The organism is Paenibacillus sp. 37 (assembly GCF_008386395.1).
Taxonomy (GTDB): domain Bacteria; phylum Bacillota; class Bacilli; order Paenibacillales; family Paenibacillaceae; genus Paenibacillus; species Paenibacillus amylolyticus_B.
Genome location: NZ_CP043761.1, coordinates 1,251,569 through 1,275,640 on the forward strand (window position 1 = coordinate 1,251,569; position 24,072 = coordinate 1,275,640).

Annotated in this window: 21 protein-coding genes; 12 read left to right on the plus strand and 9 right to left on the minus strand. The window is 47.9% G+C overall.

Going from position 1 to position 24,072, the window contains the following annotated elements:
- Window positions 1–112: 112 nt before the first annotated feature.
- Together F0220_RS05515 and F0220_RS05520 are read right to left on the minus strand one after the other, a co-directional pair.
- Complete coding sequence (locus F0220_RS05515) at window positions 113–385, minus strand: HU family DNA-binding protein (RefSeq protein ID WP_091015726.1); 273 nt, start codon at window positions 383–385, stop codon at window positions 113–115.
- Between the two features lie 99 nt (window positions 386–484).
- Window positions 485–685 (minus strand): cold-shock protein, encoded by a 201-nt coding sequence (locus tag F0220_RS05520; protein WP_017690333.1) that lies wholly within the window; start codon window positions 683–685, stop codon window positions 485–487.
- 168 nt (window positions 686–853) lie between these two features.
- On the opposite strand from F0220_RS05520, the gene F0220_RS05525 reads away from it, so the two are divergent.
- The 7 genes from F0220_RS05525 (at window position 854) to mglC (ending at window position 10,647) form a co-directional block, all read left to right on the plus strand.
- Complete coding sequence (locus F0220_RS05525; protein WP_149846347.1) at window positions 854–1,756, plus strand: tyrosine-type recombinase/integrase; 903 nt, start codon at window positions 854–856, stop codon at window positions 1,754–1,756.
- A 334-nt stretch (window positions 1,757–2,090) separates the two neighbouring features.
- The gene (locus F0220_RS05530; RefSeq protein ID WP_149846348.1) at window positions 2,091–3,824 is read left to right on the plus strand and encodes a response regulator; all 1,734 of its coding nucleotides are present in this window, start codon (window positions 2,091–2,093) and stop codon (window positions 3,822–3,824) included.
- Window positions 3,821–5,647 carry a cache domain-containing sensor histidine kinase gene (locus F0220_RS05535; protein WP_149846349.1) on the plus strand — a complete coding sequence of 609 codons (1,827 nt, stop codon included), beginning with the start codon at window positions 3,821–3,823 and terminating at the stop codon, window positions 5,645–5,647. The genes F0220_RS05530 and F0220_RS05535 overlap by 4 nt, the downstream gene beginning before the upstream one ends.
- Complete coding sequence (locus F0220_RS05540; RefSeq protein ID WP_179198485.1) at window positions 5,625–6,797, plus strand: substrate-binding domain-containing protein; 1,173 nt, start codon at window positions 5,625–5,627, stop codon at window positions 6,795–6,797. Before F0220_RS05535 ends, F0220_RS05540 begins: the two co-directional genes overlap by 23 nt.
- 174 nt (window positions 6,798–6,971) lie before the next feature.
- Window positions 6,972–8,033 carry a galactose ABC transporter substrate-binding protein gene (locus F0220_RS05545; protein ID WP_105600894.1) on the plus strand — a complete coding sequence of 354 codons (1,062 nt, stop codon included), beginning with the start codon at window positions 6,972–6,974 and terminating at the stop codon, window positions 8,031–8,033.
- Between the two features lie 73 nt (window positions 8,034–8,106).
- On the plus strand, window positions 8,107–9,612 hold the full coding sequence (locus tag F0220_RS05550) for a sugar ABC transporter ATP-binding protein (RefSeq protein WP_149846351.1): 1,506 nt from the start codon (window positions 8,107–8,109) through the stop codon (window positions 9,610–9,612).
- 15 nt (window positions 9,613–9,627) lie between these two features.
- Complete coding sequence (gene mglC / locus F0220_RS05555; RefSeq protein ID WP_076214373.1) at window positions 9,628–10,647, plus strand: galactose/methyl galactoside ABC transporter permease MglC; 1,020 nt, start codon at window positions 9,628–9,630, stop codon at window positions 10,645–10,647.
- Between the two features lie 242 nt (window positions 10,648–10,889).
- Here the strand turns inward: mglC and F0220_RS05560 are convergent, their stop codons facing one another.
- Window positions 10,890–11,225 (minus strand): hypothetical protein, encoded by a 336-nt coding sequence (locus tag F0220_RS05560; RefSeq protein ID WP_091015712.1) that lies wholly within the window; start codon window positions 11,223–11,225, stop codon window positions 10,890–10,892.
- Window positions 11,226–11,499: 274 nt separating this feature from the next.
- Between F0220_RS05560 and F0220_RS05565 the strand changes: the two genes are divergently transcribed.
- A complete protein-coding gene (locus F0220_RS05565) occupies window positions 11,500–13,056 on the plus strand; it encodes an ATP-binding protein (RefSeq protein WP_223199856.1) in 1,557 nt (518 codons plus the stop codon).
- A 137-nt stretch (window positions 13,057–13,193) separates the two neighbouring features.
- Here the strand turns inward: F0220_RS05565 and F0220_RS05570 are convergent, their stop codons facing one another.
- From F0220_RS05570 to F0220_RS05580, 3 genes are all read right to left on the minus strand, one after another.
- Window positions 13,194–15,026 (minus strand): ABC transporter ATP-binding protein, encoded by a 1,833-nt coding sequence (locus F0220_RS05570; RefSeq protein WP_149846352.1) that lies wholly within the window; start codon window positions 15,024–15,026, stop codon window positions 13,194–13,196.
- Window positions 15,019–16,803, minus strand: a complete 1,785-nt coding sequence (locus F0220_RS05575; RefSeq protein ID WP_149846353.1) for an ABC transporter ATP-binding protein — start codon at window positions 16,801–16,803, stop codon at window positions 15,019–15,021. The genes F0220_RS05570 and F0220_RS05575 overlap by 8 nt, the downstream gene beginning before the upstream one ends.
- A gap of 102 nt (window positions 16,804–16,905) precedes the next feature.
- Complete coding sequence (locus F0220_RS05580; RefSeq protein ID WP_149846354.1) at window positions 16,906–17,340, minus strand: MarR family winged helix-turn-helix transcriptional regulator; 435 nt, start codon at window positions 17,338–17,340, stop codon at window positions 16,906–16,908.
- 239 nt (window positions 17,341–17,579) lie between these two features.
- Here F0220_RS05580 and F0220_RS05585 point away from each other — a divergent pair, with 239 nt between their 5' ends.
- The 4 genes from F0220_RS05585 to F0220_RS05600 all read left to right on the plus strand — a co-directional run bounded on the left by F0220_RS05585 (window position 17,580) and on the right by F0220_RS05600 (window position 20,747).
- Window positions 17,580–18,518 (plus strand): NUDIX domain-containing protein, encoded by a 939-nt coding sequence (locus F0220_RS05585; RefSeq protein ID WP_188310523.1) that lies wholly within the window; start codon window positions 17,580–17,582, stop codon window positions 18,516–18,518.
- A 94-nt stretch (window positions 18,519–18,612) separates the two neighbouring features.
- Window positions 18,613–19,098: a riboflavin biosynthesis intermediates N-glycosidase gene (locus F0220_RS05590; RefSeq protein ID WP_105600885.1), complete on the plus strand. Its 486-nt coding sequence runs from the start codon at window positions 18,613–18,615 to the stop codon at window positions 19,096–19,098.
- A complete protein-coding gene (locus tag F0220_RS05595; RefSeq protein WP_105600884.1) occupies window positions 19,091–20,083 on the plus strand; it encodes a TIGR02452 family protein in 993 nt (330 codons plus the stop codon). Before F0220_RS05590 ends, F0220_RS05595 begins: the two co-directional genes overlap by 8 nt.
- Window positions 20,084–20,324: 241 nt before the next feature.
- On the plus strand, window positions 20,325–20,747 hold the full coding sequence (locus F0220_RS05600; protein ID WP_149846355.1) for a macro domain-containing protein: 423 nt from the start codon (window positions 20,325–20,327) through the stop codon (window positions 20,745–20,747).
- A gap of 134 nt (window positions 20,748–20,881) precedes the next feature.
- Here F0220_RS05600 and F0220_RS05605 read toward each other — a convergent pair whose 3' ends face one another.
- From F0220_RS05605 to F0220_RS05615, 3 genes are read right to left on the minus strand one after another with little or no spacing between them, the layout of a single operon-like run.
- On the minus strand, window positions 20,882–21,829 hold the full coding sequence (locus F0220_RS05605) for an iron-hydroxamate ABC transporter substrate-binding protein (protein ID WP_149846356.1): 948 nt from the start codon (window positions 21,827–21,829) through the stop codon (window positions 20,882–20,884).
- A gap of 60 nt (window positions 21,830–21,889) precedes the next feature.
- The gene (locus F0220_RS05610; protein ID WP_105600879.1) at window positions 21,890–22,906 is read right to left on the minus strand and encodes a FecCD family ABC transporter permease; all 1,017 of its coding nucleotides are present in this window, start codon (window positions 22,904–22,906) and stop codon (window positions 21,890–21,892) included.
- A 2-nt stretch (window positions 22,907–22,908) separates the two neighbouring features.
- A complete protein-coding gene (locus F0220_RS05615; RefSeq protein WP_105600877.1) occupies window positions 22,909–23,982 on the minus strand; it encodes a FecCD family ABC transporter permease in 1,074 nt (357 codons plus the stop codon).
- Window positions 23,983–24,072: the final 90 nt, after the last annotated feature.

A 24,072-nucleotide genomic window follows, 5' to 3' on the forward strand; every position in this document is an offset into this window, starting at 1 on the left:
TAAAAGTTAATGATATCATCAACGGTAGTAAACACGACATTTAAATCCATATTATCATTGTGTGTTTGAATAAAAACCTCTTTTCAATGGGTTGTTACGTTTGTTACGTGGTTTAATTTAAAGCTTCTTTCATGCTTAAACCTGCTGTGAATACAGGAACTTTACCTGCAGGTAGTTGAATTTCTTTGCCTGTTTTCCGGCTTTTTCCCGTTCTTGCCTCACGTTTCTGTACTTCAAATTTCCCGAATCCAACCAGTTGAACTTCTTTGCCTTCTTTGAGAGCTTCGAGAATCGAATCCAATACAACGGTTACAGCTTTTTCAGCATTCTTCTTGGAGAAACCGCCAGCCTTGGCTACTTCTGTGATCAATTGTTCTTTATCCATGGGGAATACCTCGCTTTCATTCTTGTGATGTGGAAACTTTGCTGTGACACATATGTGTAAATAAAAAGCTGCCTTATTAATAAGGCAGCTTTCATATAATTAAAGTTTAGTAACGTTCTCAGCTTGTGGTCCACGGTTACCTTGAGTTACTTCAAATTGAACGCGTTGACCTTCGTCCAAAGATTTGTAACCTTCACCTTGAATTGCACTGAAATGAACGAATACGTCTGTTCCTTCTTCAGTTTCGATAAAGCCGAATCCTTTATCCGCGTTGAACCATTTCACTGTACCTGTTTGCATGTGATTCCTCCAAAAAATAAGTTTTTAGCCGATCATTATGACGAGTATAATTTAAAATTGACACTCACCTGGTGCATTTAAACCACGAACTTGATGTCCGCTAATGTATCGATTAATATGATAATACCATGTCCGCTAATATAAGTCAAGATTTGGAGGTATTTTCTAATGAATCAGTCATCAGGGGTTTCGGTGCAGCGGGAACCGACAGTAGAGGAATTTTTACATATGCTTGCTAAAGAGGGAGAATTGCATCCCAAAACCGTGAAGGAATATGCAAGTGATCTGAAACACTTTATCGAATGGTACAAGGAAAGCACCATGCTCAGCGAAGAGTTCTCACTGCGAATTGAAGATGTGGATACATCCACTTTAGTCAGTTATCGTGAAGATGCTCACAAAGTTATGTTATTGAAACCAGCCACCATTAACCGGAGGTTGATTACGCTGAAGCGTTTTTTCAAATGGGCTGTCTTGGAATCCAGGCTCAGTCATGACCCTTCCAAACCATTAAAATTCATTCCGGAAGACAAAGTAAGTCCACGTCGAATGACATTTGAAGAAGAGCAGGCATTCCTCGCGGCAGTGGAGTATGGTAATTCCCTTCGTGATCAGACCATCCTGACCCTTATGTTTCACACAGGCTTGCGAACGATGGAGGTATGCAACCTCAAGCCTCATGATATCGAACTTGGTAGACGAAGCGGTCACCTGACAGTGAGAGCCGATAAACGCAACGTGCAACGTAAGATCCCTTTGAATATACAATGTGTTGTCATGTTGAATGAGTACTTATCTGATCTTGATAACGATCCTGCTTACCTTTTTCCTTCCGAGAAGACAAATGATCGTTTAACGGAGAGAGCACTGCGCCACCTGATTAAAAAAGTAATGATAACAGCAGGGCTGGAAGGACTGAGTTCACACGACCTGCGTCATCGTTTTGGCTACGCCATGGCCGAGCATACGCCTCTGCACCGTTTGGCCGAGATAATGGGACACACCAACCCAGATACAACAATGATTTATTTTAAAACATTAAGTACGAATCATCGTAAAGAACAAGAATAAAGTCTGAATTATAGTCAGAATCAAAACACCTCTTATTAGAAGTACTTCGAAATTTTCCGTGTTTGTATTACTTTAACCTACCTTTAGCATTCATATACGATCCTTCACATTTCACTTAGGCACTGCCCGACAGGGTTGCCTTACCTCTAATAAAGAAAGCGATTACATATTCCTGATAATATTGTATATTATGATGGCAACCTTGGAACTGATCAACATGAGCCCGTAGCATTTGGCATATTTGATGAGCAATAAGATATCCAATGATTCACAATGCTACATATATATTCGTTGATAGGGCATAAGGCCGTCATCAAAAGGGAGGAATCCAAACGTGTACCGGGTACTGCTGGTGGATGATGAAGAAGATGTGCGTGAAGGACTTGTTGTAGAGGTCGATTGGGAAGCGCTCGATCTGCGGATTGTCGGTTTGGCTGAGAATGGGCGGGAAGCATTGGAGATGGCGGAGCGGGTAGAGCCGGACATTGTGGTGACCGATATCAGCATGCCATTCATGAATGGTTTGGAACTCGCACAAAGATTAAGGAAGCGTAATCCTCTCGTGAAGGTGGTCATTTTGACTGGATATGATGAATTTGATTATGCGAGGCAAGCCATCTCGTTAAGTGTGGACGAATATCTACTGAAGCCGTTCTCGGCAGGACATCTCACAGAACTGCTCACAAGACTGCGCGCCCAGATGGCGGCTGAAGTGGCTGAGCGTGAAGATGTACAACAGCTGCGTGAGCACTATCACACCAGCCTGCCGTTACTGCAGGCAGATCTGATGGCGACCTTGCTCCATCGGCAAAAATCCTCTACATATATTCATAGTAAAGCCAAACAATGCGGATTGGATCTGACAGGAGAACGTTATGGGGTGTCCGTATTGACACTGCATATGGATGGAGATGTACAGAAAGAGAAACCTGAGGGAGTATTCAGCGAGCCCCCACAACGACATAACAAAACAACATCCGAGGTAGCGGATCAGTCTGAGATATTCGTTTCCGGAGGTTCCTTGCGTCAATCTGAGGATGCTGAACTGAAACGCTTTGCTGCACTTAACATTGCGGCAGAGGTTTGGGCGGAGCATGGGGCTGGTCATGCCTTTATGCATCAGGAGACGATTGTCCTGCTCTATGTGGATCGTACGGGCGGTACAGATGGAGCGAAGCGGCAGCAGAAAGCATTGGAAAATGTGATGCGCAGCATCAACCACTATTTACGTATCCCGGCTACGGTGGGCTCTGGACAGATTGTGGATACACTCGCGGATGTGAATCATGCCTATGAAGATGCCCTGCTGGCGTTGGATTATCGGCTTGTGCCCGGGACGGATTCAATCATATATATCGCGGATGTAGAGCGGCAGACGGCTGGCAAGCTGCGGTTCGACGAGTTGAAGCAGCAGACGCTGACACGTTGCCTGAAGGCGGGTACACAAGTGGAGCTGGAGGAAGCACTTGCGATCATTTTCGGGGAAATTACAGTGGAACACGGACGAAGTGATATTCAGCTCTATTTAATTGAAGTATTAACAACAGTATGGAAGGCAGCACAGGCATCAGGGGAGGAGATGGAAGACATCTTTGGTGCAGGGTTCCAGTTGTATGCGGATTTGTTCCGACTGCCGGGTCTTACTGAGGCACAGAAGAAGGTACAGGAGGTCTGTCTACTCGTACAACATCGCATTGCCAGCGGACGGCAGCATGTATATAAGGATATTGTCGAGCAGGCGTTGGTCTTCACGAAAGAGCATTATGCCGACCCTGACCTGTCCATTCAGAAGGTGTGCGGGCATTTGCATATCAGCTCCGGTTATTTTTGTGGCATTTTCAAAAAAGAAGTGCAACTTACCTTCCTGCAGTACCTGATGCAGATCCGAATGGAGGCAGCGCGGGAACTGCTTCGCTCGACAGAGCTGAAGTCATTTGAGATTGCGGAGCAGGTTGGCTTTGCCGAACCCAATTACTTCAGTTTTTGTTTCAAAAAACATATTGGCGTCTCGCCCAAAGAATATCGTAAACAGGCTTCCCAGGCTGCAAGTGAGGGTTCACTCCGATGAACTTCTTGTCGAGGTGGGTGAAGTCCATAGGACTTCAATTACGCTCCAGGATGCGCTCGTCCAGGGTCAGCAGTATCCGGTTTATTATTACGTGGTCTTTCTCCGTCTTCATCGTTCTGGTGCTGACCATCATGGCGATGCTTCTGCATGACAAGTTCACGCAGGCTGCCGAGCGAAGTGCGGAACTGACGACGAGACAGATTGTGGATCAGGTCAGTTATAACCTGGAGGATTACGTTCGCAGTATGTCTCATCTGTACCGTGCCATAGAGGAACATATGCTGCGTGACGGGACATGGGAAGGGGAACTGGTGGACAAACAGCTCGACACACTGCTCAGCAGTCGTGAAGATATCATCTCGATTACTCTGCTCGATTCCACGGGAAAATTGCTCAAGAACCGACCTACAGCCGAATTAAAACCGAGTGCCCATGTGACACAGCAAGGGTGGTTTCAGTCTGCGCTTCGTGTGCCGGATCACCTGAGTTTCTCGTTACCTCATATTCAGAATATGTACACAGGCCCATATAAATGGGTCGTTTCCATGAGCAAAGGCATAACGATACGGCAAAATGGTCAGGATCGGCAGGTTATCCTGCTGGTTGATATCAATTTCAAGCAGATGGACGAACTGAGCCGCCGGGTCAGTCTGGGGCAACGGGGATATGTCTATATCATCGATGAGAGCGCGGGTAATATTGTGTACCATCCGCAGCAGCAATTGATGTATATGGGACTCAAAAGCGAAAATATCGAACAGGCTTTGGTGGCATCTGGCAGTTATGAAGATGAGGCAGATGGACAGAAAAGGCTGAATACCGTAAAGTCCGTTGCCAATATCGGGTGGAAAATCGTCGGTGTTGCTTATCTGGATGAGATTATGACGACTCGTCAGGAAGTGAACGGATATCTCATTCGTGTATTGATCGTTGTACTGGTGCTGGTCATTCTCGTATCCCTGTTCCTATCCTCCAGTCTGACTCGTCCGATCCGGCGAATGGAACGTAAGATGAAGGCCGTGGAGCGCGGGGATTTCAACGTGGAGTTGCCTATTGAAGGGCCGCTGGAGGTGGAACGACTATCCCGTCGCTTCAACCTGATGGTCAATAAAATTCGCACCTTGATGGATGAGATCATTCATGAACAGGAACAGAAGCGGCGTCTGGAGCTGGAAGCTTTGCAGGCCCAGATTAATCCACATTTTCTATACAATACGCTGAATTCCGTGGTGCGCATGGTAGGCATGAGTCGCAATGAAGAAGTGATTACGATGATCACGTCTCTCTCTCGCCTGTTTCGCATCAGTCTTAGTCAAGGCAAAACGATTATCACGATCAGGGAAGAGCTGGAGCATGCGCAGCATTATTTGACGATTCAACAGATGAGGTTCAAGCGTAAATTTAACTTTACGATTAAAGCCGATGAGACGCTTCTGGATTGCCTGACATTGAAGCTGGTGCTTCAACCCCTGATTGAGAACGCCATTGTTCATGGCATCGAGTACCACATGGACGAAGGAAGTATTGAGGTCGATGTTTATTGTGCGGACAACAAGCTGGTGTTTCGCATTACAGATAATGGGGTCGGCATGACGGAAGAACAGATGTCGGGATTATTGAGTGGTCGTCCTGTGGTCAAAAGCGGTGCAGGCTCCGGCGTAGCGGTACGAAACGTCCATGACCGAATTCGTCTCTATTATGGGGAGGGTTACGGACTTGAATTTGCAAGTGAGTTGGAAGAAGGCACCACGGTCTGGATTCGGATTCCCATTCAATCGCAGCAGAAGGAGGGCGAGCCTGATGACAGACAAACAGGTGAATAGGAACGATGCCCATAAAGGTGAAGGATTAAATATCCGTACGTTTTGGAAAAAGGTTGCTGCGGGCTTCCCTGGAATCCGGAAACGTCGGTTAGTAACCCTGACAGCTGCAAGCTGCTGTCTGCTCATATGCAGCGCCTGTGGCTTATCGAGTCCCGATGCTGCGGCAGTACCATCACGTATTGCGCTGATTACACCAGCAGGCACTGGCGAACTTGCGGAAGCCATCCGGCTTGGTGCCGAAGCGGCTGCCAAAGAGAGTGGGGCGGAACTGATTACCGTGGAAGCATACCCTTCCGAGGGTCATGTGTACACACCTGCCCTTCTGGACGCTGATCGAAGTCAGATGAAGGTCAAACAGGCAAACCCGAACAGCCAAACGTTGTCTCGCAGTGTGCGAGAGCAGGCTCAAGTGGAGGCCGCCGCATCGGCTCTGAAGCAGGGGGCATCAGCTCTATTGGTTGATCCACTAAGTGAGAAGGCACTTAGTGACATCATTCAGGAGGCACAGAAAACAAATTCCGAGGGAACCATTATTCCTGTCATTGTGCTTAACGATGAATTTCCCGTGAAAGGCATCACCAGTTTCATCTCGATGGATAATGTTGAGGCGGGAAGACAGGCCGGTCAGGCTATGGCGGAGCTTCTGGAAGGGAAAGGGCATGTGGCCTTATTGGGCCCCGATCCTCTCAATTCTGGTCTTATTCAGAGAGAGCAGGGAGTTATGGAAGCCTTGGTACAGTATCCTAATATTCAAGTGGAACCCAAATCGATATGTAATACACGGGACGGATGTTGGCAGACTGCGAAGCAATTGCTGGACCAGCAGGAGGTGGATGGCTTTATCACTCTTCAGGAACCGGCTTCACTGGGAGCAGCTGATGAACTGAATCGACGCAGCTTTGCAGACAAGGTAAGAATTGTTGGATTCGGCAGTGAACAACAGCAACTGGAGCAATTGCAAGAAGGGGTCTTTGATCATCTTATCGTTCAGAATGGATACAGTGCAGGTTATCTGGGATTGAATCAAGCCGTTGCGCGGCTGAACAATCAACAGGTGCAAGCGAGAGTTCTACTTGAGACCAAGCTGGTTAGTACAGACAATATGTTCTGGATGGATAACCAGAAGCTGTTGTTTCCTTTTGTACAATGAACGAATGCTGGAACGAGTGCCGGAACGAATACTGAATGAAGAAATGAAGCTGTTTTTTAACTTGAGGAAGATTTCGATAGAACAGGTGAAGATATTGTATTCGAATTTAATGTAAACCCTTTCATAATAAAGACATCGGTGAAGCCGAATGAACTTGGGGGAGGTCATTAGGATATGAAGAAAACTTGGATGACACTGTTGATTACGGCATGTATGGTTGTGACGGCGGGGTGTAGCAGCGGCGGAGACAGTGCAGGTGGAAGTACGGGAACAGATACAGGAGGCCAGACAGCAGCTGGGACGGAAACGCCCAAGATCGGTGTTGCCATCTACAAATTTGACGATACATTCATGACGGGTGTACGTAATGCAATGACCGCAGCAGCGGAAGGTGTTGCGACGCTGGATATTGTAGATAGCCAGAATGCACAGCCAACCCAGAACGAGAAGGTCGATCTGTTTGTGTCCAAGAAATACAATGCCATGGCCGTGAATCCGGTGGACCGGACGGCAGCAGGTGTCATCATTGACAAGGCCAAAGCAGCGAACATTCCAGTGGTATTCCTTAACCGTGAGCCCGTGGCTGAAGATATGAACAAGTGGGATAAAGTGTACTACGTTGGAGCAAAAGCGGAGGAGTCCGGTACGATCTCTGGACAGCTGATTGTAGATTACTGGAAAGCACATCCGGAAGCAGACAAAAACGGCGATGGCAAACTGCAATACGTCATGCTGAAAGGGGAACCGGGTCACCAGGATGCAGAGCTTCGGACCAAATATTCGGTTCAGGCGATCCAGGATGCCGGTATCGAAGTGGAAGCACTAGCGGAAGACACGGCGATGTGGGACCGCGTGAAGGGGCAGGAGAAAATGCAAGCGTTCCTGGCATCCCACGGCGACAAGATTGAAGCCGTTCTTGCGAACAATGATGACATGGCCTTGGGTGCCATTGAGGCATTGAAAGCAGCCGGATACTTCAAGGATGGCAAATCGATGCCGGTTGTAGGTGTGGATGCAACAGCTCCAGCCATTCAGGCTCTGCAGGATGGTACGATGCTGGGCACGGTACTCAATGATGCCAAAAATCAGGGTGCAGCCACGGTGGCACTGGCTTCCGTACTTGCCAAAGGTGAGACACCAACGAAGGAAAATACCAAATACGATATTACTGATGGTAAATACGTCTGGATTGCATACAAAAAGATTACCAAAGACAACATTGCCGACGCCCAATAACAGCACGAGACAGGGACGTCCGACATTCGGGTAGCGTCCCTTTTTTTCGGTCATATGGAAGGGAGGAACCAAGATGGAGTCACCTTACCTGCTGGAGATGAATGGAGTTTCCAAAGCATTTCCGGGTGTGCAGGCACTAAGTCAGGTCACATTGAAACTGAAGCCCGGTACGGTTCACGCCTTGATGGGAGAGAATGGAGCGGGCAAATCCACACTAATGAAATGTCTGTTCGGGATGTATCATCCAGATGAAGGGACGATACGCATCGAAGGAAAGGATGTGGATATTCCAAATTCCAAAGCGGCACTTCAGCAAGGCATATCCATGATTCATCAGGAGCTGAATCCGGTCCCGCATCGCCCGGTGATGGAGAATATATGGCTGGGTCGTTTTTCGATGAAGGGAATACTGGTCGACGAGAAACGGATGTATTCCGATACACTGGCTCTGTTCAAGGACCTGAATCTGGATATTGATCCGAAGGCTCAAGCGGGAACATTGTCTGTCTCCAAGATTCAATCGATGGAAATCGCCAAGGCGGTCTCGTTCAATTCCAAAGTTATTGTCATGGATGAACCCACCTCCTCCCTGACAGGCAAGGAAGTGGAGCAACTCTTCGCCATTATTAATGAACTACGCAGTCGGGGTGTGTCCATTATCTACATTTCCCACAAGATGGAGGAGATCCTGACGATCTCGGATGAAGTGACAATCATGCGTGATGGCTTTGTTGTCGGGACTTGGGATGCTGCAGATTTAACGACCGATCTGATTATTACACGCATGGTGGGGCGTGATCTGGATGAACGTTTCCCGGAACGGACCAACGTACCCGGTGAAGTGATATTGAAGGCCGAGGGTCTGACATCCAACCAGTCCAAATCGTTTTGTGATGTATCCTTTGAGCTGCGAAAAGGTGAAGTACTCGGCATTGGCGGGTTGGTTGGAGCACAGCGGACAGAACTGATGGAGTCCTTGTTTGGACTGCGCGGACTCGCTTCAGGTACGATTTCGATTCATGGGCGCAAGGTGAAGATTAACTCCCCCGCAGCAGCGAAGCGTCATAATATCGCGTTGCTCACGGAAGAACGAAGGGTTACAGGGATATTCCCCGTGTTGTCGGTGTATGAGAATACGATCATTGCCAGTCTGGGGCGCTACCAAAATCGAGTGGGCTTGCTGGACGAGAAAAAGGGACGGGAAGAAGCACGGGAACAGACGCAGAAGTTCAGAACCAAAACGCCTTCAGTTAACACGCTGATTCGAAACCTGTCTGGCGGTAATCAACAGAAAGTTCTGCTGGCCCGCTGGTTGCTGACCGATCCGGAGATTCTGTTGCTGGATGAACCGACACGTGGAATCGATGTAGGGGCCAAGTTCGAGATTTACACCATTATTACGGAACTGGCTCGTCAGGGCAAAAGCATTATTATGATTAGTTCGGAGATGCCTGAACTGCTTGGTATGTCGGATCGCATTATGGTGATGAGCGAAGGGCGTCTAACCGGAATCGTGGACGGAGCCGAGGCAACAGAGCAGGATATTATGAGGCTGGCCGCACAGCAGCGGATGGCTTAGTCAGGAGGGAAACAGATGAACACACAGATGATCAATCAAGTGAAAAATTATGTAACACAACGCGCCATCTTTATCGTATTGATTCTGCTCATCATTGGTATAGCTATTGCCGATCCGAATTTTCTGGCCTTCTCTACACTGCGGGATATCTTACAGCAATCCTCCACACGGGCCATTATTGCACTCGGTGCAGCCTTTATCCTCGTCACGGGTGGGGTCGATCTGTCCGCGGGAAGGGTGGTTGGTCTGACGGCTGTTGTATCGGCATCGATGCTGCAAATTGATGAGTATGCGAACCGCTTCTTTCCCGATCTGCCCCATTTGCCGGTGTTGTTGCCGATTCTGGTTGGAATCACCGCAGGTCTATTCGTGGGTTTGGTCAATGGACTGATTGTCGCCAAATTACATGTGCCCCCTTTTATCGCAACGCTGGGTACAATGGTTGCCGTGTATGGACTGAACTCCATTTATTTTGATACGGAACCCAACCAGTCACAGCCGATCGGAGGATTAAGACCCGATTTTACCGTCATTGGCTCTGGATACATTGATCTGGGCGGGGGTTATTCCATCCCGTATATTGTCCTCATTGCTATTGCGGTGGCATTAATCTGCTGGGTGATCTTTAACAAAACACGTCTCGGCAAAAATATGTACGCGATCGGCGGCAACATTCAGGCAGCGCATGTATCCGGGATTCATGTTGCACGCAACCTGGTTGCCCTGTATGCCATTGCCGGTGCACTGTATGGTCTGGGTGGTGTACTTGAGGCAGCACGCACAGGTGGAGCAACAAACAATTACGGTAACATGTATGAGCTGGATGCGATTGCCGCATGTGTGGTAGGCGGCGTATCGACAGCGGGTGGTATTGGAACGGTACCTGGAGTTATGGCGGGTGTGCTGATCTTCGGGGTCATTAACTACGGTCTGACATTTATCGGTGTAAGTCCGTACTGGCAATTGATTATCAAAGGATTGATCATTGTTGCTGCGGTGGCTTTTGATATCCGTAAGTATATGGCGAAAAAATAAGATTAACGTTAAAAGGTTACACCGTTGTACTCCGAGTGCAGTACCATCTTCCGATCGCCCTTATCCCCTGATTTTCTTGATTCCCTATATTAATAGGGGAAAATCCGGTGATAAATGCGAACGCTCTCGCTTCTTCAGATTGGTTCTGCACTCTACGTTATCGTGTAAACAATTTGTTCATCTTATATGAAAAAGTAGCAAAAAAGCCAGCCCTCGGGATATAGAGAGCTGGCTTTAATTGTTTAACCATTGACCATCCAATCGATAACGGGGATAACTGGTCCAATGATGCATAAGAGCAACATGAATCCGGCAACGTTATAAGATACACTTGTGCCATAATGTGAACGATTTTTTTTGGCGATCAAGAAGGCTGGAATCCAGAAGAGGGCTGCTACTACAAAAGGAATGTGAAGTCCTTGAGTTCCGTTGCTATAAATAGGTATGTTTATTAAGTTAAAAAGATAGTGACTGATCATAAAATTTGCATTGCCCCATTGGAAATTAAAGGCGAGACCCATCAAAAGTACGAGTAGAGAGAGCGTTCCGAGGCCCAGTGGTTTTCGTTGTGTTGTCATGTGATATCCTCCATAACCAAGTATTTATCCTAAATTAATCCATTAATGTATTGTACCACAATAATGATCTATGCGAAGAGGAATTGTTTCACTTTTGTTGATTACAATTACATCATATGTCCTATTGCCTTCATAAATTATACATTCATGTGAATTTGACCAGCCTCCATTAATCGACAACATCAGCTAATCATAATCGATATAATACATGTACATAAGTTGTTTGATGTGAGTTTTATGTCAAAGGGGGCGAGGCTGTTTGCTTAGTTACACGATGAAAATGGTGATATTCCCGCTAGGTTGTCTGCTTGTCATTCTGTCCTCTTATGTTCTCAGGCTTACCCCTCATATGGCAACAATGTCACTTTCGGCGACATTATTGGTAGCAAGTATTTATGGGGAGAGACGATATCCTGTGCTGCGAAAATTTCAGTGGATTTTTCTCGGGATATTCCACTATTTCAGTGAACTGAACTGGTGCAACATGCTGTATTATATGCTCATTATTTCAATGATCCAGGACAAACCAAGGTTGGCGCAGACCTTGCCGATTTCGTTGCTGCTTATGCTGCAATATACGTTGATTCGGCTTTCGTATGTGCCTGTAGATACATATGCTTTGCTGGTTTCGTTATTTGACCTGTTAACCTCGGTTGTTATCATTTTTTTGTATCATACCTTAATCAACAGTGAGGTCGAGAAGCGCAGGCTTCGGGAAAAAAATCGGTTCCTGACCCTGCATGATCCGCTTACCGGACTGTTGAATTACGAAGGTTACATGGAGGTGTTACATAAGACAGTAGAAGAGCAGCGGTCTTTTTTGCTTGTCCTTTTGAACGTCAATAACTTTAGCGGCTTTAAAAAAGATTCAGAAGATCCTTGGTGTACGGTAATCACAGGTACAGGTCAGATGATTAGCAATCATTTCACCGAGGCCTATGGCATATCCCGGTATGCAGGAGACCGATTTGCGGTCGTTTTGCCGGAGATACAGGATGTGGAAGAACGAATGTCGTCACTGCTATCCGTGCAGCTTCAAGGACTCCAGGTAAGCTATAGCATCTCCCTGTACCCAGAAATGTCGGATTCGTTGCAGCACTTTATGACGGTAGCCGAGGATAGGCTGCTTCAACAACAGCGCAGCAAATGGCTGAAAAATGAAGAAGAAGTATTTCGTTCCGAAAGACTAAGGGCTGTAGGTGAACTGGCCGCGGGTATGGCTCACGAAATTCGGAACCCGCTTACCGCAATTCGTGGATTCCTGCAGCTTTCCCGTGGACAAGCGTTTAATATCGCGCCATGGTATGAAGTGATTATGGGTGAGGTGACGAGAGTAACCGATCTGACGGCTGAATTTTTGCAGTTTTCCAAACCACATGCCAATCATATGAAGCCTGAACATTTGGGTCACTGCCTTGAACGAGTGATGTCTCTGACCGAGTCAGATGCGGCATCTCGAGGGCATCAAATTACACTTGAAATGACTAATGAGCCAGTTGTGATCATCATGGATCGGGATAAAATTGTACAGGTATTGATCAATCTGATTCGTAACGCTTTTGAAGCAATGACAGACCCTGGTGAGGTTCATATGGATTTGTTGCAGGACGGAGATGCAGTACTCATTTCAATTACAGATACAGGAAGTGGAATTCCGGAAAATTCGCTATCCACCATCTTTAATCCATTTTATACAACCAAAGAAGAAGGTACGGGACTGGGACTTGCACTCTGCCAGAAAATCGTTCAGGATCATAATGGTAAAATTACCGTCCATAGCGAAATGGGGGTGGGTTCCACCTTCACGCTTCATCTGCCAATGGAGACGTAAATCATATAACTTACCCAGAGATAGCAATTAAATAGTCATTAGACAAAAACATAAAAACGCCGCATGGGTCCTGAAGAACCCCGTGCGGCGTTTAGTATTTCGATTAAACTATTGTGCAGTAGCTATGCAGACACACTTTAGTTCGACTTATTGAGCTGTCCCTGATGTAACTGATAGTAGAATCCTTGTTGCTGCATCAACTCGTCATGGCTGCCCCATTCAGCGATCTGTCCATCATCAATTACGAGAATCTGATCGGCTTCACGAATCGTGCTCAGTCTGTGGGCGATGACAAAGCTGGTGCGGTCTTTCATTAAAGTGCGCATTGCTTCCTGGATCTTCATCTCTGTACGCGTATCAATGCTGCTCGTTGCTTCATCCAGAATAAGAATGGCCGGATCAGCCAGAATTGCCCGGGCAATGGTTAGCAGTTGTCGTTGTCCCTGACTCAGGTTACTTCCCCCGGAAATGATGGGGGTATCGTAGCTCTGTGGCAGTTTTCGGATGAACGAATGTGCATTCGCCAGCTCAGCCGCTTGCCTGATCTGTTCATCGGTTGCGTCGGGCTTGCCATAGGCGAGATTGTCGCGAATGGTACCCGAGAACAGGTAGGCATCCTGAAGTACAATGCCGAGCTGCCGACGGAGTTGATCCTTCTCCAGTTCCGAGATGTCACATCCATCAATGGTAATCCGTCCACCTGTAATCTCGTAGAAACGGGGTAACAGGTTGATAATGGTCGTTTTACCTGCACCGGTGGGTCCAACGAGTGCAATCATCTCGCCAGGTTTTGCGGTAAAGCTAACCTTCTTCAGAATGTCTCGCTCCGCACTGTACCCGAAGGACACATCCTCGAATACAACTTTACCTTGAATCTGATCCAGTTGTTTTTTCTGTTCCTTCACATATTCGCCAGGCGTATCCATGATGTGAAAGACACGTTCAGCACCAGCAATTGCAGCCTGAATCAGATTGTACTGATTGGCCAGATCGTTGAGAGGCCGCTCAATCTGGCGGGAGTAAGCGAGAAAGCTGACGATTAGTCCGATGGATGTCAGATCATGATAAGCCATCCATCCACCTACAGAAGCCAGTATGGCAAACCCGATATTGTTCATCACGTTCATCGTAGGCCCAACCAGACCCGAAACGGTTTGGGCCTGTGTGCTGGATGTGCGCAGTTTCTCGTTCAGATTTTCAAAATGTTGATGTGCCTGAGCCTGACGGTTATAGGCCGCTACGACTTTTTGACCAGCAATGGTTTCCTGAGCATACCCATTCAGCTCACCGAGCAATTTCTGCTGGGCGGTGAAGTGTTGGCGTGTTCTTGACGCGATCAGGCGAGTGGCGATGGTAATCAACGGTACCGTTATCAGACTGAGCAGGGTAAGCCGAACATCGAGTGCAAACATGATCGACAAGGAACCAACGAGCAGGATGGCACTGGACATCAATTGAGTTACGCTTTGATTCAACGTTGTAGATACGTTATCGATATCATTGGTGGCCCGGCTCATCAGGTCCCCGCTTTGATTTTTATCAAAAAAACTGACAGGCAACTCTTGTAGTCGGGAGAACAACGCATGTCGCAGATCCTTAACGGTCAGTTGGGAGACACCAATCATGACATAGGATTGAGCCCACATCAGGAGTGAGCCAAGGACATAAACACTCAGCAAAAGAAGACATTCCTTCAGCAAACCCGCTGTTACTTTGGGCACGATATGTTCGTTAACGGCGCGGCCGAGAAGATAAGGTCCTGCCAGATTGAGCAGTGTACCAAGAGCCGTCAGCACTAATGCAGCGATAACTCCTTTACGATGACGTCCCATATACGACCACACCCGAAACAGGGCATGGCGAGCATTTTTCGCTCGGACTTTGGGGACAGGTCCTCTGCCCGCTGGTCCGGGTCTTCCGATGGGAGGCACGACCGTTTGTTGTATGGAGGAAGATGCAGGTTTAGCCAAATTGAACATCCTCCTTCCGTTGCTGCGAATAATAGATCGATTGGTAGTGTGATGAATGTGCCATAAGGTCATCATGTGTGCCCCTGGCAACGATCTGTCCTTCATCAATGACATATATACAGTCTGCATCCTTCACGGAGGAGATCCGCTGTGCAATCAAAAAGGTCGTGCTGTCTTTCATTAAGGACTGCAAAGCCTTCTGAATACTTGCTTCCGTGCGCAGATCCACAGCACTGGTGCTATCATCCAGAATCAGTACTTCAGGTCGCATGAGCAGGGCGCGTGCAATGGAAATCCGCTGTTTCTGTCCACCGGACAGATTGACCCCGCGCTGGCCCAGTTCCGTGTCATAGCCATCCTTTAGTTTCATAATAAAATCATCCGCAGCCGCAGCCTGTGCCGCAGCACGCAATTCAGCATCCGTTGCATTGGGCCGGCCGAAGCAAATGTTATCCCGGATGCTGCCGCTGAACAGAATGGATTCCTGGAGCACAATGGATACACGGCTGCGAAGATCCTGAAGATCCCAGTGACGAACGTTCACTCCATTCACGAGCACTTCACCCTGTGAAGCATCATACAGACGGGGAATCAGCTGCACCAGCGATGTTTTGCCTGAACCTGTTGAACCGATCAGGGCCACTTTCTCACCCGGGCGAGCGATCAGGTTAATGCCGGTAAGTGCATGTTCTCCGTCATAACGGAAAGATACGTCTCTGAACTCCACTTGACCGCCTGTGTGCGAGGGAAGGGGAGACGATTGGTATGAGTTCTGATCACGGATAGAAGACAGTGACTGTACTTTCCCGGAGTTATCGGTTCCCGATTGAATATCTGGCTGTGTATGTAACACCTCGTTGAGCCGGGCAGCAGACACCTTGGCGCGAGAGAAGCTCATCATCATCATGCCGATCGACGTGAGGGATGAGAGGACAACCGTGACATAGTTGATAAAAGCAATCAGATCTCCGGCAGCAATATCGCCTCCAACTACCTGGAAGCCTCCGAACCACAGCACCGCTACAATGGTAGCGTTCAGCATCAAGCTGAGCACGGGTGCATTCAGCGTGACTATACGCCAGGCTTTGACGGCGGTTGAAGTATAATCTTCGTTGGATTGCTTGAACCGCTTTTTCTCCAGACGTGCACGTGCAAACGCCTTGACGACACGGATGCCGGCAAGATTCTCCTGGAGCACGGCGTTGACCTGATCAAGTTTGCTCTGAACACTGGCGAACAGCGGATAGGAAGCTTTTATCAGAATAAATAAAATAATAAACAGTACCGGCACAGTGGCAATAAGAATCAAAGCCAGCTTCACACTAATTGTAAATGCCATGATAATACTACCGATAATCAGCATCGGCGAACGGATAAACATCCGCAGCAGCATCTGTACAAAAGTTTGCATCTGGGTAATATCACTGGTCAGACGAGTGATCAGAGATCCTTCCTGAAACGTATCCAGATTGCGGAAGGAGAAGGTCTGAATATGATCAAACAGTTCCTGACGCAGATCCGTGCCGTATCCCACGGCAGCTTTGCTTGAATAGAGTGTGCAGCCTGCGCCGCCAACCCAGCCGATTAACGCAACAAGCAGCATGATCAGTCCTGTAGTCACAATATGGGACAGGTTCCCTGCAAGTACACCATCATCCACGATGCTGGACATCAGTTTGGGCTGGAGCAGGTCCATGGTTACCTCAAGTACCATGAGCAGAGGGGCGACGATTGCCGCCGACTTATACGGGGTCAAGAATCGTTTTAACGTCCACAATAGGAAATCACCTCAGTTTTAATTGCATAAGTGAATCAATTTCATCAACCTTTAACTGCTTCAAGCCAGTTTTTGTTAGCGATGTCGAGAGTTTGCATCACCTCAGGATTCACGCAGGTTTTGGAGCATACGCTGTGCAAGTAGAGACATGATCCGGGATTCTTCCGGTGTAAAATCTTTCTGAGCCTGCTGTTCCAACTCCTGAATCACTACTCTCAATTCTTGAAGCGCAGAGCGCCCCAGATCGGTCAAGTATACCCGCAGACTGCGCAGATCCTTCGGGTCTGCTTCGCGTCTCACATAACCGGATGTTTCCATGCGCTTGAGCATGACGGTTACTGTTGCGGGGCTTCGCTGAAGTTGTTCGGCCAGATTTTTCTGGGATTGGCCATCCTCCCGTTCAAGCTGGAACAGCAAAGGGGGCTGCCCCGGGTATAACTCGGGGTGGTTTACAAGTTTCTCATGAACTTTGTAACGTTTCAGTTTCACGAGCTCGGATAGCTGTCCCATTAATCGCTCATTTTGGACTGGGTTCATATCATCTACTCCATTTCTACCTTCATTCGATCTTCTCGGTACTGAAAACCAGACTTTTTGAACACATCATTTAGTTAGTCGACTAACTAAATTTTAAGTTTGATTTGACATATCGTCAAGTGAATACAGATCATTTATTTTGGATTGGAAATATTGACCTGAGACAAAACGATGTGATAAATTGATATTATCTAATTGTTAATAACAAAACGTTAATAACAGAATGGGGTTTATATCGTATGACTAACGAAGGTTCCTCTGGAGGAAATGCTCCCAATTACCAGGAGCATCAGGATCAGGCACATCTCAGTGAACAACAGTTTTTGGAAACGTATAATGCGGGTGATTACGAACGTCCTTCCGTCACCGTGGACATGTTGGTCTTTACGATTCGCAGTGAAGCTCAGGAGAATTATCGCAAGCTTGCGGAACCCGAACTCCAGTTGCTGCTGATTCGGCGAGGTGGCCATCCCTATTTGGGACAGTGGGCTTTACCGGGCGGATTTGTCTCCATGCAGGAATCATTGGAAGATGCTGCTCGGCGGGAATTGTTGACGGAGACGGGGCTGGATGATATTTATCTGGAGCAACTGTACACCTGGGGAGATGTCGATCGAGATCCACGTACACGGGTTATCAGCTGTTCCTATATGGCGCTAGTGGATAGCAGCGAGCTGGAGCTTCAGGCCGGTGATGATGCCAGTGAGGCCAATTGGTTTCGTGTGGAGCAGCGTCTTCTGGAAGAGAAACGCCATATCCATGAGCGTGGACGTGTGACAGAACGCAGGCTGCAATTGATTTTGACCAATGGAACAGAAGAGTTGTCGGCCATTGTTGAGACAAAAGAAACGATAGAAGGAAAAGTGCGGAGCCATCATTTGGCGTTGGGTGAGGTTCAGGGGATTGCATTTGATCATGCCAAAATCATTCATTATGCACTTGAGCGTCTGCGATCCAAGATCGAGTATTCAGATATTGCATTCAATCTGATGCCGGAGACGTTCACACTGACTGCACTTCAGAAAGTACATGAGATCATCAGTGGCAAAAAGCTGCTGGCTGCTGCCTTCCGGCGCAAAATCGCCGATTGGGTCATTGAGACGGGGGACTATGCGAGCAGTGCCGGTCATCGACCATCACGTTTATACAGATTGAATCCAGAGAGGCATACACCATAGAAAAACGGTAGGAATCAATGAACTCGTACGAAGTGACTCAGGCCAGAGGCCCGGATCGCTGTATACATGAGGAGCAAGTAAAGAGGGGATATGGATGGAAAAGTTTACGTTTTTCTGGCGGACTGCATCGCCGTTCTCACAGTGGCACCCGGCGGACTTTACCGTGAACGGGGTTCACTACACGAGTGCGGAGCAATACATGATGCACCAGAAAGCACTGCTGTTTGGGGATCAGACCATCGCAGACAAGATTTTGAAGGCAAGCTCTGCTTCGGTACAAAAAAAGCTGGGAAGACAGGTCACGGGCTTCGAGCAGACTTTATGGGAAGCTGAGTGCCAGCGCATTGTTTACGAGGGGAATTGGGCCAAATTTACACAAAACGAAGAACTGCTAACCGCGCTGCGTGCCACTCGTGGAACGACCCTTGTGGAAGCAAGCCCGGAAGATCGCATCTGGGGTGTGGGACTGGCGGAGGAAGACCCGCGCATTCGCAATCGAAGAACATGGCGAGGAACCAACTGGCTGGGTGAGATTCTGACCCGTCTAAGAGAAGATATAGGAAGTGATTCAGATGAGTGATCAACAACAGGATAAGAACAATAGCAGCAAAAACAAAAATAGCAGTGGACGTTATAGCCACGACAGTAAACCCGATAGATCAACTGGTAATGGTGGCTCTAATTCACGTTCCAAGCGGGCTAATATCGCACAGCAGACGTTGACTATTTTGGATGAAGGGCAATATGTAAATGGTTATGATCGCAAGGTTGAGATAAGTAACGATGTGCAGCAAGCGATCCGAAATTCGGTCTTATACCGTCCAGCAGAATTGTCCGCGCTCAGAGAAAAACGTCGTACAGAAGCTCATGTTGGAATTCAACCCGCGGCCCCGTCATCTGAAGTTGAAGCTGTATTGGGTCGCATTGAAGTTACTGGCGAGACTACACTTGGAGCCGCTTCACGTTTGGCGGTAGCTGAAGGAAGAGAAGATGTGATCTGTCTAAACTTTGCATCGGCAAAAAATCCTGGCGGTGGCTTCCTTGGCGGAAGTCAGGCACAGGAAGAGAGTCTGGCCCGAGCGACAGGACTATACCCGTGCATCGCTCAAATGGATGAAATGTACGATTACAATCGCAAACAGCGATCGGGCCTATATTCGAATTATATGATCTATTCACCGGATGTTCCGGTGATCCGTGATGATGAAGACCGACTGCTGGACAAGTATTATGTATCATCATTCATTACTGCGCCGGCGGTGAATGCGGGTGTGGTGAAAGAGCGTAGAGAAGCGGATGATCTACAGATTGAGTCGGTGATGAAGGAACGCATCCGTTATATTCTGGACGTGGCTTCTGCGAATGGTCACCGCACGATTGTTCTGGGCGCGTACGGTTGCGGCGTATTTCGCAATGATCCGGCAGTGGTAGCGAAGTATTTTCATGATGTGTTAGTGGGAGAGGCATGTAAGGACGCCTTTGAACGAATTGTATTTGCCGTATATGATCGATCAGCAGGTCAGAGAACATTAAAGGCGTTTCAACGTTTTTTGGCAGAGGCCTAATAAAAAAATAAGGGATCTACATAGTTTGAACTAATCATTTGCACGATAACGGAGAGGACAGAAAAAACCTGAAAAAGCAAAGCGTTCGCCTTTATCCCTGGATTTTCCCGTCTAGAAAAAGGGAATCGAAAAAATCTGGGGATAACAGCGATTGGAAGGTTGTTCTGTCATCGTAGTGTCAGTGTAAATAATCTTTAGTTCAACTATTGAATGAGAGCGCTTGATAAAGGAGAGGAATGCGATGCAGTTTCATGAGAGAGAACAGGATTTATTTGAACTGGGGGATGATTACACGCTTGCACACTGCATATCAGCCGATGCAAGGATGGGGAAGGGCATTGCGGTCCAGTTCCGGGAGCGATTCGGATTGGAGAATCTTCAAGAACAGGCCAAACAAGAGCCGCTTGAGATTGGACGATGTTATCCGGTAGGACGGACGCTGAATTTGGTCACCAAGGCAAAGTTCTCCAATAAGCCGACGTACCAATCGTTGACGAATGCAGTAGAATCCATGCGGGACGTATGTGTGATGGAAGGCATCACTAAACTGGCTATGCCCCGAATAGGATGCGGGCTGGACAGACTGAAATGGGAGAAAGTCAGCCCAATTATTCAGAAAGCTTTTGCCGACACGGATGTTGAGATTATTGTCTGTACAGTGTGAGTGTACTTGGTGGAAGAGGATAGATTGCAGCTTGCTGACAGGTCCAAAGCAAAAAACCTCAGCTTTGAGGGGAATAGAGTGTACGTATGATTCATACAAACGCTGTTCCGATTTCAAAGTGAGGTTTTTTTTGGTTATTTTTTGGAGAACATTTCTTTCGCTTCATCCATGGCCATTTTATTACCAATCGATGAGTAATCGAGCCAAGGCTGTGCCCCAATCGGGTAGACATGGCCAGCTTTGACTGCTTTCAGACCTTGCCAGATCGGATTGTTTTGCAGCTCCTTAAACATGGTTTGGGCTTCATCATCTGAATTCACAACCACAAAGATCGCATCTGCATTATAGTCCGGCAAGATTTCACGAGAGACGACTTGATACGGTTTCGTCGAATCGATATCTGTGATGCCTTTGGCAGGCGTCAGACCGAGATCATCATACAAAATGGGACCCATGGGACGGCGTGTACTGAACACACGTAATTCTTTGGCAGTAACACGAATCGCCATTACGGTACCATCACCAATCGTGTCATGAATCAGAGATTTCACTTCTTCCGTCTCAGTCGCGTAGTCCTGAATGTATTGCTCGGCTTCCTTCTCGCGATTCACGAGTTTGCCAATGTCTTTCAGATGGTCGCGCCATGTACCGTCATCCAGATTGAAGACATGCACCGGAGCAATTTTTTCGAATTTGGCAATATCACCACCGGAGAATTCTTCGTCCAGATAGATCACATCGGGTTTCAGGGCAAGCAAAGCTTCCATATCCGGGTCTTTAACCGGACCAAGTGGCGTTGTATTTTGAAGTTGATCAGCAACATGGGACAGGAAACCTTTGGCTTCTCCACCGATAACAGAACCAACCGGCGTAATGCCGAGAGACAGCAGATCATTGGTCAGGTGGATCGACATGGAGGCAATGCGTTGCTCTCCCGTATTTGCACTGTTGTCTTGATTGTTGGTTGAAGTATCCGTAGACGAACCACCAGAAGCAGATGATGAATCATTGGCCGTTCCACAGGCAGCGAGTACAAGCACCAGACAGATACTCAGGACAAGCATAAGATTTTTCTGTAACATAGGTAGTCACATTCTCCTTGAACATCTCTTGGATGTCTTTATTGTTTTTTGAAAAAAAGATCACTTGCTTCGTACTAACAGGTACAAAAAGTAAGGTGCGCCAATCGCAGCAACCACTACACCTGCCGGAATGGCGTTAGGCTGAAAGATCGTTCGCCCGACCGTGTCGGCGGTCACCAGAATAACCATGCCGATGAGCCCGACAGCAGGGATCAAATGCCGATGCATCGGACCAACAAGCCTACGCGCCAGATGTGGTGCGGCCAGACCGATAAAGCCGATCCCACCAGCCATCGATACACTTACGGCAGACAAAGCCACGGCACAGAGCAGCAAAATCACACGCTGGGATCGGACAGGTGTCCCGATACTGGTTGCGGCAGCATCTCCAAGATTGAAGGCATCGAGTGTTTTGGATCGACTCCAAATGTACGAGATACATAGCACCACCCAGGGAAGCAAAGCTTGCACATGAATCCAATCCCGGCCCCAGACGCTTCCTGCGAGCCAGCGAGCGGCAAAGGAATAAGTGTCTTCATCCAGACGCAGGGATAGATAGAGTGTTAACGCATGGAACCCGGCCGCTACCGCAATTCCCACCAAAATCAGCTTAATGGGTGATACGCCGTTATGGCGATCATAAGACAACAGCATGATGATCAGGGCGGCGGCAACACTGCCTGCAAAAGCGAACAACGGAATCAGCAAGGCCACAGAGCCATCCATCGTAAAGGAGAGACTAACAAACACCATTAGTCCAAATGCTGCCCCTGCATGTAATCCCAGAATGCCCGGGTCCGCCAATGGATTGCGGGTGATCCCTTGCAAGGCTGCTCCGGCAATACCAAGTCCCGCTCCGGCCAGTACAGTTACCAGAATGCGAGGCAGTCGGTAATCAAACAGTACAATCTGATCATCCGAACTGCCATTACCAAGCAAAGTCTGGAACACAGCCGCTGGGGAGAGACGAATGGTTCCCGTGTTCAGGCTGATCACAATAACGGCAATGGCGATGCAGAGCAGCGTGATACTGACGATTATTGAACGTTTACCTCGTGAAGGTGTATTAAAATTCATCACTACAAGGCCCTCCTTTCTTTACGGGCCAGATAGAGGAAGAACGGTACACCAACAAAGGCGACCATAATGCCTACCGCGAGCTCCTCGGGCGGGTTCACAATGCGTGAGCCCAGATCGGCGAGCACCAGTAATATCGCTCCAAGCAGAGAAGACATCGGAATGATGAGTCGATAATCCACACCCACCAGTTTGCGGGAGATATGAGGGATGACCAGTCCGACAAATCCAATCGAGCCTACTGCCGACACGGACACACCAGCCAGCACAACAACCGCTGCTAGGGCGAGAAACCTCGTCCAGCGCAGGTTGATCCCGAGATTAATCGCTACTTCTTCACCGAGTGACATCAGCGATACACGCCGGGCGAGTGGCATAATCAGCACCAGTGTCACGAGCAGCACAGGAAGAATCAGCTTGAGATGCCGCCATTCTATTCCGCCAAAACCTCCCGCATACCAGAAGGCCAGATCCTGACTCAGGTCAAAATAAATGGCAACGCCTGTGCTGAGCGAGGTTAACATGGCTGCAATAACGGCCCCAGCAACGGTCAGTCTAATGGAATTTAGACCACCCGGTGCTGCCATGCCAAGCAGGAAGATAAGCAGTGTGCCCAGAACAGCCCCCACGAATGATAAAACCATGATCCAGCCGTATGACAGTCCGGGCCAAAAGGCGAAGCTCAGTGCTACCACAAAAGTGGCTCCAGCATTGATGCCCAGAATGCCCGTGTCTGCCAGCGGATTACGTGTAATGCCTTGCATTAAAGCTCCTGCAACAGCAAAGGCAGCACCGATAATAACCGCGGCAAGGACACGAGGCAGCCGCAGTTCATGAATAATCTGATGTGGTGTCAAAGCTGGGTTGTACTGAAATATGGCAGCCCATACGGTTTCCAGCGTTAACCCTTTGGCACCTAAAGAGATGGCGACAAACATACTTAGCAGCAGTATGGCTATGGCAGACAAAAACGTCAGCCCAACGGTCACTGGAGATTTTCTTGAATTAGACGGACGATGTGGCAGTCCCGGATGTTGAATACGGGTCACTCCTTTGGTACCAACAACGTATTTCATTGTTATTGATTATCATTATCAATTAGTGATCATTATAGAATCTTAATTCAGGCCCGTACATGGCATAAATTAAGATTCTGGAGATGGACA

Coding starts and splice junctions, on each gene's coding strand:
- F0220_RS05600 (WP_149846355.1), top strand. CDS start 20,325: ATGCAGTTTCATGAGAGAGAACAGGATTTATTTGAACTGGGGGATGAT.
- F0220_RS05590 (WP_105600885.1), top strand. CDS start 18,613: ATGGAAAAGTTTACGTTTTTCTGGCGGACTGCATCGCCGTTCTCACAG.
- F0220_RS05520 (WP_017690333.1), bottom strand. CDS start 685: ATGCAAACAGGTACAGTGAAATGGTTCAACGCGGATAAAGGATTCGGC.
- mglC (WP_076214373.1), top strand. CDS start 9,628: ATGAACACACAGATGATCAATCAAGTGAAAAATTATGTAACACAACGC.
- F0220_RS05560 (WP_091015712.1), bottom strand. CDS start 11,225: ATGACAACACAACGAAAACCACTGGGCCTCGGAACGCTCTCTCTACTC.
- F0220_RS05615 (WP_105600877.1), bottom strand. CDS start 23,982: ATGAAATACGTTGTTGGTACCAAAGGAGTGACCCGTATTCAACATCCG.
- F0220_RS05550 (WP_149846351.1), top strand. CDS start 8,107: ATGGAGTCACCTTACCTGCTGGAGATGAATGGAGTTTCCAAAGCATTT.
- F0220_RS05580 (WP_149846354.1), bottom strand. CDS start 17,340: ATGAACCCAGTCCAAAATGAGCGATTAATGGGACAGCTATCCGAGCTC.
- F0220_RS05545 (WP_105600894.1), top strand. CDS start 6,972: ATGAAGAAAACTTGGATGACACTGTTGATTACGGCATGTATGGTTGTG.
- F0220_RS05515 (WP_091015726.1), bottom strand. CDS start 385: ATGGATAAAGAACAATTGATCACAGAAGTAGCCAAGGCTGGCGGTTTC.
- F0220_RS05525 (WP_149846347.1), top strand. CDS start 854: ATGAATCAGTCATCAGGGGTTTCGGTGCAGCGGGAACCGACAGTAGAG.
- F0220_RS05540 (WP_179198485.1), top strand. CDS start 5,625: ATGACAGACAAACAGGTGAATAGGAACGATGCCCATAAAGGTGAAGGA.
- F0220_RS05585 (WP_188310523.1), top strand. CDS start 17,580: ATGACTAACGAAGGTTCCTCTGGAGGAAATGCTCCCAATTACCAGGAG.
- F0220_RS05610 (WP_105600879.1), bottom strand. CDS start 22,906: ATGAATTTTAATACACCTTCACGAGGTAAACGTTCAATAATCGTCAGT.
- F0220_RS05605 (WP_149846356.1), bottom strand. CDS start 21,829: ATGTTACAGAAAAATCTTATGCTTGTCCTGAGTATCTGTCTGGTGCTT.
- F0220_RS05595 (WP_105600884.1), top strand. CDS start 19,091: ATGAGTGATCAACAACAGGATAAGAACAATAGCAGCAAAAACAAAAAT.
- F0220_RS05535 (WP_149846349.1), top strand. CDS start 3,821: ATGAACTTCTTGTCGAGGTGGGTGAAGTCCATAGGACTTCAATTACGC.
- F0220_RS05565 (WP_223199856.1), top strand. CDS start 11,500: ATGAAAATGGTGATATTCCCGCTAGGTTGTCTGCTTGTCATTCTGTCC.